The following is an 8619-nucleotide window of genomic DNA, read 5'->3' as shown; positions in this document are numbered from 1 at the left end:
CGTGGGAGCGGTCCGAGCCGCCGACCGGTGACGCCGCAGCTCCTCCAGGAGCTGCCCTTCATTGAGGCATGTCTTCCTCCGGGCCAAGTTCGAACTGGCGAAGCAGGCCGCAGCTCCTCCAGGAGCTGCCCTTCATTGAGGCACAACACCCTCGATACCATCGTCGCTACCGTCGAAGGCCGCAGCTCCTCCAGGAGCTGCCCTTCATTGAGGCACGGCGATACCGCCGACCAGGGTCGACTTGCCGTTCGCCGCAGCTCCTCCAGGAGCTGCCCTTCATTGAGGCCCGTGCCGCCCGTGCGACCGCGAGGTACCGCCGGCGCTCGGCTGCAGCTCCTCCAGGAGCTGCCCTTCATTGAGGCGGGCCCGGTGCGGACTGGCCGGCGCTGTTGGAGCAGCAGCCGCAGCTCCTCCAGGAGCTGCCCTTCATTGAGGCGTCGACGACTTCGCCGGCACGCAGGCCGCGTGGCCGGCCGCAGCTCCTCCAGGAGCTGCCCTTCATTGAGGCTGGCACGACGTCGAACCACGGGTCGTGCGCCGCCAGCCGCAGCTCCTCCAGGAGCTGCCCTTCATTGAGGCACAGTGGGTACGCCTGGCGGATTCGGGCCCGGGAGGCCGCAGCTCCTCCAGGAGCTGCCTTCATTGAGGCTCCCGACCCCGGCCGCGCTCCATCACCCCGGCCAGCTCGTCGCCGCAGCTCCTCCAGGAGCTGCCCTTCATTGAGGCCGGTACCGGGGGTACCGGCTGCGTTTCCGCAGGTCCAGGTCGCAGCTCCTCCGGGAGTCGCCCTTCATTGAGGCCTCCTCTCCTGCTGACCGAGCCGGGGAGCCAGGTCCGTCGCAGCTCCTCCGAGAGCTGCCCTTCATTGAGGCGCCGCCGACATCGCTGCCGGTGTCAGCATCGTCGAGTCGCAGCTCCTCCGGGGGCTGCCCTTCATTGAGGCACGGACCCGCATCGCCGCAACTGCACTGGGCTGGTGAGCCGCAGCTCCTCCAGGAGCTGCCCTTCACTGAGGCGCGCGGGCAGGATGTCGGGGTGCTCGATCACAGCTGCGGCTCCTTCGGGAGCTGCACTCCATTGAGGCCTTCTGACAACGCAGACCGGACATGCCGGACGCCTTCGACGCGGGTGGCGGCAATGGGCGTCTGCCAGTGTTGATCGACCCGGAAACCGCGCAGCATGCCCCAGTACGGGTGACCGGTGACGCCCGCTCGGCTACCGGCCGGGACCGCAGACGGCGGCGGCAGGCCCGCCAACGGCCCCGGACTCACCCGAACGGGTCGCTACCAGCCCAGGGCCGGTGCACTCGTGGAACGTCACCAAACTCGCCAGGCCCCTCAAGGGTGCCTACTACAACGTCAACGGGATAATCGACGTGTACTCCCGGCACATTGGTGGGGTGAGGGTACGCTCCCACAAGCCCAGGCTCCCTGGCCAAGGACATGTTGCGCGAGGTGTTCGACATCCACTGCGTGCCGCACGTGGTTTACGCCCACGGGCGCCTCGGCGACCTCGATGACGCGGCCGCATTACAACGGAGCGGGCACGGAGCGTACTGGTACAGGAATAGGCGGCATGTGCGGCTTATTAGGCTGCCGCAATGTCGGATATCGGCATTAGGAAACCGTTGCTCTATCCCCTGAGCTACGGGGGCGCGATGATCCAGACTAGCTAGCAGCGGCTGTCAGCGTACCGCAGGGAGCCGCACACACGATCGACGCCGGCACCGCCACCAGCGGATCACACGACGACCACACGTACCCGGCCCGGACGGGCGACCTTCAGCGACCGGCACGGGCAGTCAACATTGGTCACCTTCGGTCACCGTTGCCGGAGCAAATATCGGGCACGCACCGAAGGCCATCGACACTCGTTCACGCTGGCCGGGCTCGTCGAGGTGAGGCCCTCCGGATGCGGAGTTATCCCAAACCGGCGTCTGGCCGCTCACTGACCAACTCCTCCGCGGCCCACAGGGTGGCGCGAGTTGGAGCGGCTTTGGTGGGCGGGCAGCCGACGCTCTGGCGCGGGCGCGATATCGGCGGCATCCACACACGCCCAGCTCGTCCCATCCCGCGAGCAGGTACACCGACTGGTCGCGGCCACGACCAGAACGTCGCCGACGACCGACGCGGCGCCGCCGATCCAGGCCACCCGGCCGTTACATCCCCTACGGTCTTCGCAAACCGATACGCCCTCTTCTGTCGATATGAGTGGTACACCCGCTCCGGCCAGATTGACAATTGCTCACTTCGGTCAGATCAGAAGGTTTAGGAACCTCGATGATCATCTGAACGGCCATGCCCGCCCTGCGATGTGGGATCGGTGGTCAGGCGTTCTATCGGTGCTGCGGCGCTGGGAACTGTTGCTGGTTGGTGGTGGGGGTTCGTTCGGTGTGCCGGCTGCTGGTTGGGGGTGGAGTGTGGCAGAGTCGGGACGTTCGGGCCGCCGGGCGGTCCACCTGTTGATCGTCGAGCTGACCACGGGACGTCGATATGACTGTTAAGCACGCTACCGCTGGCGCGTTCGTTTTCTGCCGTTTCGACGAGGGGTGGCGTCTGGGGCTGATCGTGCATCCTCGGCTCGGCCGTTACATGGTCATGGGCGGGCATGTGGAGTCTTTCGAGACGCAGCCTGAGGCTGCGGTGCGTGAGGTCGAGGAGGAGTCGGGCCTGCGTGGGGTACGGCTGCTTCATCCGCCCACGCCGGCGCTGCCGAGGGAGTTCCCGAACCCGATGGTGGCCGCACCGTGGTGGATCACTGAGCAGGACGTGCCAGCGGACAATCACCTGGCCGAGCCTCATGTGCACGTCGATCACCAGTATGTGGCGATTGTTGATGATCCGAAGCCGGCGAGGCAGGCGGTGCACGAGTTCGGGTGGTTCGACCAGGCGGAGTTGGCGGATCTGCCGATGTTCGAGGATACGAAGCTGCTGGCCAAGGTGCTTTTCTCGTGCTTGGACGATGTGGTTGACGGCCGGGTCGACCCGGTGGCTGCGGTGCGCCCGTTCGTAGCGACGGGTGTCTGATTCACGTTGTCGTTTGGAGCCGGCATTCACGTCGGCACGCGGTGGCGGTGCCCGGAACCGGATTGGGCATGCAGGGTTTCGGTGTCGCGTCGATGAGTGCCGCCATCTGGTCGATCAGTGCATTGGCGTTGAGATGCCGGCGGTCCAGGACAGTGATCTGCTGTGGCTCGTCGTTTGCTAGTCGTGTGAACAGTGCTGAGGCGCGATGGTGGAGTTGCCACTGTTCGCTGGTGTAGCGGCGGGAGTCGCGGGTCTCGGCTCGACGCACTGCGGCGGTGACGTCGTCGGTGATCAGGATGGTGAGGTCGGGTAGCGGTCGCCACTGTGCGGCGAGGTCGAGCAGGGTGTGGGCGTGTTGGTGGGCGTTGTCGTCCTCGGTGTGGCTGATCAGCGACTGGTAGACGGCGATGCTGTGCAGGCTGCGGCCTTCGATGACTGTCCGGCCTGCGGCGAGCGCTTGGGTGCACCCGGCCTCGTAGTCGAACATTTTAATTGCTAGTAGCAGCAGGGTTTCGGTGGCGGGGTGTCCGCCGCGTAGGAACGTGTCGCCGTCGGCGGCGGTGATAAGCGCGCGCAGCAGGTCGCGTCCGAGGTCGTTTTGTCCGCTGTTCGGACGCTTGGAGAACTCTTCGAGCAGAATCGGCCGGTCGGTGGCGGGGTAGCGGTCGAGTAGCCGGGTGGTGAGGTAGGTCTTGCCCACACCGGCGAGTCCTTCGATGCTGATCAGGCTGCCGCGGTGGCAGTTGTGGCGCATCGTGGCGTCCAATCGTTCTGTTCAGAACAGGGTTTCCTGTTCGGGTTTGCTGCCCTTGGCTGGGTAGCCGCCGATCTCTCGTAGTTGGCGCAGGGTGCGCCAGTGGCCGGTGCTGGCGCCGTGGGCGACGATCTGTCGGAACACCTGTGCGGTCACTTCGACATCGGGCATGGCGCGGTGTCGTCCGGGTGGCCAGGGGATGCCGAGGTGGTGGATGAGTACGTCGAGGCGGTGGGAGGGCAGGTCGGGGTAGGCGATGCGGGCGAGGCGCAGGGTGTCGAGGAAGTCGGTGGCGGCCAGGTGGGGGCAGTGGTCGCGATAGTCGTAGAGGATGCCGGCTTCGGTAGGGGCGTGGTGGGCGACGAGTAGGTACGGCGAGTCGTCGAGGCGGGCGTCGAGGCGGGCGAGGACGGTGGCGGCGTCGGGTTGTCCGGCGAGCATCGGCCCGGTGATGCCGGTCTGGCCGATGTCGAAGCGGGTGAGTGGGGCGTGGGCGGGTGGCTGTATGAGGGCCTCGGTGCGGCTGGTCTCGGTGAGGTGTCCGTTGTGCAGGCGCAGCGCTATGACGGCGACGTCGATCGGTTCGGGCCTGCGTCCGGTGGGGGTGGTGGCCTCGAAGTCGATGACGAGGAAACGGGTGTTGGCGTATGCGGGGTCGTCGGTCAGGTGGGACGCCATCTGTTGGCCTCTCGACGGATGGTGTGGGCGTAGTCGGCGATGCGTCGGTCGTCGTCGTGGTCGGTGAGTACGACGGCCAGGGTGTGGTCGATGACCGTGGCGGCGTTACGGCACGGGTTGCCGCTGTAGGCCGCGAACGCGGGACGCTGGTCGGTCGGGACGAGTTGGTAGCTGCCGACGCTGTTGGGTACGCCGAGGTGGGCCAGGCGTGTGCTGAACGCGCGAGGATCGGGCAGGGTGATGGTGGCCAGGAACGTGTACCCGTTCCAGGATTGGTTTGGTTCGTTGGTGATTTGGATGCCGGGGACCGAGTCGAGCAGTTCGCCGAGTAGTTGGGCTTGGTGCTGGCGGTGGGCGAGCAGCGTGTCGAAGCGGGCCAGGTTGGCGTGGGCGATGAGGGCCAGGGGTTCGGCGAGGCGGTAGTTGTGGCCGAGTTGGGGTGGATCATTTCCGGTGGGTGAGGGCTGCCAGTGGGAGCGCAGGGCCCGGCTTCGCCGGGCGATGTCGTCGTTGTCGGTGAGCAGATATCCGCCTTCGCCCGACCAGAGGATCTTGCCGTCTTTGAGGCTGAAACAGCCGACGTTGCCGATGGTGCCGGCGTGCCGTCCGTTGACGCGAGTGCCTTGTGCCTGGCAGGCGTCTTCGATCAGGTGCAGGCCGCGGTCGGTGGCGAGCTGGGCCAGGCGTGGTAGGTCGCCAGTGCGGCCCCACAGGTGTACGGGCAGGATCGCCGTGGTCGCGTCGGTGACTTTGGCAGTGAGGTCGTCGTAGTCGAGGTCGGTGCCGTCGGGGTTGCAGTCGACGAAGACGGGCCGGGCTGCGGTGTGGACGACCGGGGCGACGGACATGACGACTGACAGGGCCGGTACGAGGACCTCGTCGCCGGGCCCGATCGTAAGTGCGGTCAGGGCGGTATGCAGGGCGGCGGTGCCGGAGGACACCGTGACAGCGTGACGCACGCCGAACCGGGCGGCCAGATCGTGTTCGAGGGCTGTGGTGTGGGTTGTGCCGGCGGGGTTTGGCATCCTGGCGAGCAGGCGGGCGAGGTTGGTGATGGTGTCGTCTTCGTGCGGCATCATGGTTGTGGCCTGACCGGGGGTAGGAAGGTGCCGAAGTCCATCAGGGGCCACATGTTGACGCAGTCGCGGGAGAACAGCCGGCAGTCGGCGCGGCAACCGGCGTGGCCGAACAGTTCGGTGGCGGTGGTGCCGCGGATGCTGCGGTGTGCGACGGGTGGTGTCGCGGCGATCTTCAGGCTGGAGGGGCAGTCCCATACGCTGCCGTCGGGTTGGATGAAGAACAGGTCGGTGCCTCCGAAACAGGCATGGGCCACGCGGGGTTTGGTGTCACTGATCGCCTCGATGACCTTGCCGGTGTATGTCGGTGCCGGTACCTGCGGGGCGGGCCTGGTGTGGAGTTGGTCCAGGGCGGCGCGTACTGCTGGTGCGTCGACCGGGGTAAGGGAGAGCTCGCCGTGTAGAGGGTGCCCGCTGTCCAGGGCGATCGGCTGGGGTACGAAGTAGTCGCAGCCGAGGTCGTCGGCTAACTCGGCGACGGTGGTCACGGCGTCGATGTTGAGTCGGGTGATCACCGTGTAGATGCCCACCCGGGGGGCGGCCTGTTGGCCCCGGGCCTTGAGAAGGGCCCGGATCCCGTCGAGTATGTCCGAGTGTCCGTGCAGACCGTTGCGGGCGGGGCGCCAGGTGTCGTTGTACAGCGCGTCGGTGGAGTCCAATGACACCGATACCGCGTCGACATTGGTGGCCAGGATCCGGTCGACGATGTGCGGTCGGTTGAGCGGGATTCCGTTGGTGCACAGCACCACCTGTACCCCGGCAGCTTTGATCGCGGCGACGAGGTCCATGACCGGTGGCCAGATCAACGGCTCGCCGCCGGCGATGAAGATCCGTTCGACGCGGGATCCGGGCAGGGAATCCGCGAACGCGGAGATGTCGGTCAGGGTGAGGTCGCCGCGTGAAAGGTGGGACAGGACGCCGGGCTGCTGCGGCGGTGCGTCGCGGTGGTCTTCGATCGTGCCGAAGTAGCAGTACCGGCAGCCGAGGTTGCACGGTGATCGAAGCGCCCACAACAGGCTCACTCCGGTCATGACGTCTTCGCCTCTCTCTCGGCGGTCAGGCAGTGGGCGTACATCTCATCCAGGACGTCATCCTCGCCGCGCCCGGTCCGGTCGACGATCCGGATCCGGTGCGGATGCGACTGGGCCAGATGTTTGTAGAGGTCGTCGACGTGGGCGAGCAGGTCTCGATCGGTGGTGTCCAGTGTTTTACTGAGCCGAGTCTCGAACCGGGCGACGCACGAGTCGAGGTCGTCGACGATCAACAGTGTCAACGCCGGTAGGGGCCGCCACAGGACGGCCGCGGCGTGGATACGCGCGACGAGTCCCGGAGCCGCCGACCGGTCGGTACCGGCCAGGATCGCGGCCTGGTAGATGGCGACGCTGTCCACGCCACGGTCCTCCAGAACCGGGCCCGGTTCGCCGCCGGTCGCGGTGGCAAGTCGCTCGTACTCATGAACTTTCGACGCCAGCAGCGCAAACGTCTCGGTCAGCGGGTTTCCGGTACGCAGGAATGTCCCGCCTGGGCGGGCCAGTGCGGCGATCACCTGTCCGGTGAGCTGGTCAGCGCCGTGGTCTGTCAGCTCGCTGAGCAGCCGCCACGATGTGCCGAGCTGGGTGGCGAGCCGCCCAGTCAGGTAGGTCTTTCCGACGCCGTTGACTCCTTCGACACTGACCCAGCAGCTTCGCTGTCTCATGTCTGTCGCCGACACACGTAGAGCACCTCCGTGGCAACCGGCGCGATGGCGGCGGCGGACAGCGGGTTGAGTAGCGCGGCGGGCACCGTCTGACGCAGCCGCTCGTACAGAGCGCCCGCACCGTGACCGAACTGGGCGGCCAGCGCGGCGCGCACCTGCTCGGGCGGCGGCGCGAGCAAACCGACCCGCTCGGTCACGACCAACCCACAGTCAAACAGCACCGGTTCTAGCTCCGGCATGTTCCACTCGTACACGTGCACCCTGTACTGCAGCGGCCGGGGAGCCTCGCCTGCGGTGTTCGGCGTTGACAGATATAAGATCCCGTCCGGGCGCAGGGCCGAGGCGACGTGCCGCAAGCTGGCCACCGCCTGCTCGCGTGGCAGGTGCTCGAGTGCGGATGTGTAGACGGCGACGTCGAAGCCGACGCCGACGGTCGCAGGCCAAGGCTCGGCAACATCGCATTCGACGAACTCGAGCGGGAACCGTCGCCCTCCGTATGCGGCGTCGAGCCGGCCGATCAGGCTGCGCGCCTCGGCTAGGTTCGCCGGGGACAGGTCGAGCCCTACGTAGGAGTTCAGGTTGCTGCCGTACCGGTAGAGAGTCGGCAGTTGCAGGCCACGCCCGCAGCACACGTCGACGATCCGGGCGGCCGGCGGGCACCGCTCGGCGATGTACAGTCGCTGCGCCAGGTTCATGACCCCTGACGGCTTTACCTCGCCGTTGGCGAACGCGGTGTAGAAGTCGTCCATTTGGTTCACCGAGTACGGCCCGATCATCGGGGTTCCCGGGCGGGTCCGGGTCAGTTCGTCACCGCCGTGGCCATCAGGGTTGGTTATCGCTTTTCCCACGGGAAGATCACCCATCCTTCGACGGTGGCACCGATATAGGTCAGCGCCTGCTCGGGCGGTAGCGGATGGCGCCAGTTGGCGGCGTTGACCACACACATCGCGGATCGGATCCGGCCGGCACCGGCTCCAGCGACAAGTTCGACGGTGGCCGCGATGGTGTCGCCGCTGCCGGCGATGTCATCGACCACCACGACGTCCAGACCCGTCAACGTGCCAAGACTTGCCTGATTGGACACCTGCGGACGGTTGCTCTTGGCCGCGTCGACTCCGTCGGCGACCGTGTGCAGGACCTCGATCGCACGTACCGTGCGCACCCCCATAGCATGGGCGAGCAGAATCGCGGGCACCATTCCGCCGCGCAGCACTCCGATCACCACGTTCGGCATGCCATCGGCGCTGACTCGCCTGGCGATGTCGGTGACGATGTCAGTGATGCCGGACCACGTCAGCACGGTCGCCATCGCCACGTCCGGGTCCGCCGGCGACGGCGGCTCGGGAGTGCGGGCTCCGCCGTCGTCGACGTCGCGGCTCCCCCGTGGAG

8 protein-coding genes and 1 CRISPR repeat array (1 of these 9 cut by a window edge) are annotated in these 8619 nt (G+C 67.0%); of the genes, 1 reads left to right on the top strand and 7 read right to left on the bottom strand.

The annotated features are described in order from the left end of the window. Positions 1-1084: a CRISPR direct-repeat array (repeat unit 36 nt; unit sequence GCCGCAGCTCCTCCAGGAGCTGCCCTTCATTGAGGC); it reaches 1283 nt to the left of the window's first position. Positions 1085-2492: 1408 nt separating this feature from the next. Continuing rightward, positions 2493-3026 (top strand): NUDIX domain-containing protein, encoded by a 534-nt coding sequence (locus tag AB0M79_RS09465; RefSeq protein ID WP_364210131.1) that lies wholly within the window; start codon positions 2493-2495, stop codon positions 3024-3026. Position 3027: 1 nt separating this feature from the next. Here AB0M79_RS09465 and AB0M79_RS09460 read toward each other — a convergent pair whose 3' ends face one another. The 7 genes from AB0M79_RS09460 to AB0M79_RS09430 are packed head-to-tail and all read right to left on the bottom strand — an operon-like array spanning position 3028 to position 8539. After that, positions 3028-3792, bottom strand: coding sequence for a hypothetical protein (locus tag AB0M79_RS09460; protein ID WP_364210128.1), 765 nt, complete (start codon positions 3790-3792; stop codon positions 3028-3030). 9 nt (positions 3793-3801) lie between these two features. Further along, complete coding sequence (locus AB0M79_RS09455) at positions 3802-4458, bottom strand: 3'-5' exonuclease (RefSeq protein ID WP_364210125.1); 657 nt, start codon at positions 4456-4458, stop codon at positions 3802-3804. Continuing rightward, a complete protein-coding gene (locus AB0M79_RS09450) occupies positions 4443-5537 on the bottom strand; it encodes an aminotransferase class I/II-fold pyridoxal phosphate-dependent enzyme (protein ID WP_364210122.1) in 1095 nt (364 codons plus the stop codon). Before AB0M79_RS09450 ends, AB0M79_RS09455 begins: the two co-directional genes overlap by 16 nt. Next, entirely contained in the window at positions 5534-6565 is a 1032-nt protein-coding gene (locus AB0M79_RS09445) for a radical SAM protein (protein WP_364210119.1), read from the bottom strand. The genes AB0M79_RS09450 and AB0M79_RS09445 overlap by 4 nt, the downstream gene beginning before the upstream one ends. Further along, positions 6562-7230 carry a hypothetical protein gene (locus AB0M79_RS09440; RefSeq protein ID WP_364210116.1) on the bottom strand — a complete coding sequence of 223 codons (669 nt, stop codon included), beginning with the start codon at positions 7228-7230 and terminating at the stop codon, positions 6562-6564. Before AB0M79_RS09440 ends, AB0M79_RS09445 begins: the two co-directional genes overlap by 4 nt. Further along, the gene (locus tag AB0M79_RS09435) at positions 7227-8093 is read right to left on the bottom strand and encodes a class I SAM-dependent methyltransferase (RefSeq protein ID WP_364210113.1); all 867 of its coding nucleotides are present in this window, start codon (positions 8091-8093) and stop codon (positions 7227-7229) included. Before AB0M79_RS09435 ends, AB0M79_RS09440 begins: the two co-directional genes overlap by 4 nt. Next, positions 8063-8539 (bottom strand): phosphoribosyltransferase family protein, encoded by a 477-nt coding sequence (locus AB0M79_RS09430; protein WP_364210110.1) that lies wholly within the window; start codon positions 8537-8539, stop codon positions 8063-8065. Before AB0M79_RS09430 ends, AB0M79_RS09435 begins: the two co-directional genes overlap by 31 nt. Positions 8540-8619 lie beyond the last annotated feature (80 nt).

The organism is Polymorphospora sp. NPDC051019 (genome assembly GCF_040683055.1).
GTDB classification, from domain to species: domain Bacteria; phylum Actinomycetota; class Actinomycetes; order Mycobacteriales; family Micromonosporaceae; genus Polymorphospora; species Polymorphospora lycopeni.
This window is presented reverse-complemented; position numbering and strand designations above follow the sequence as displayed.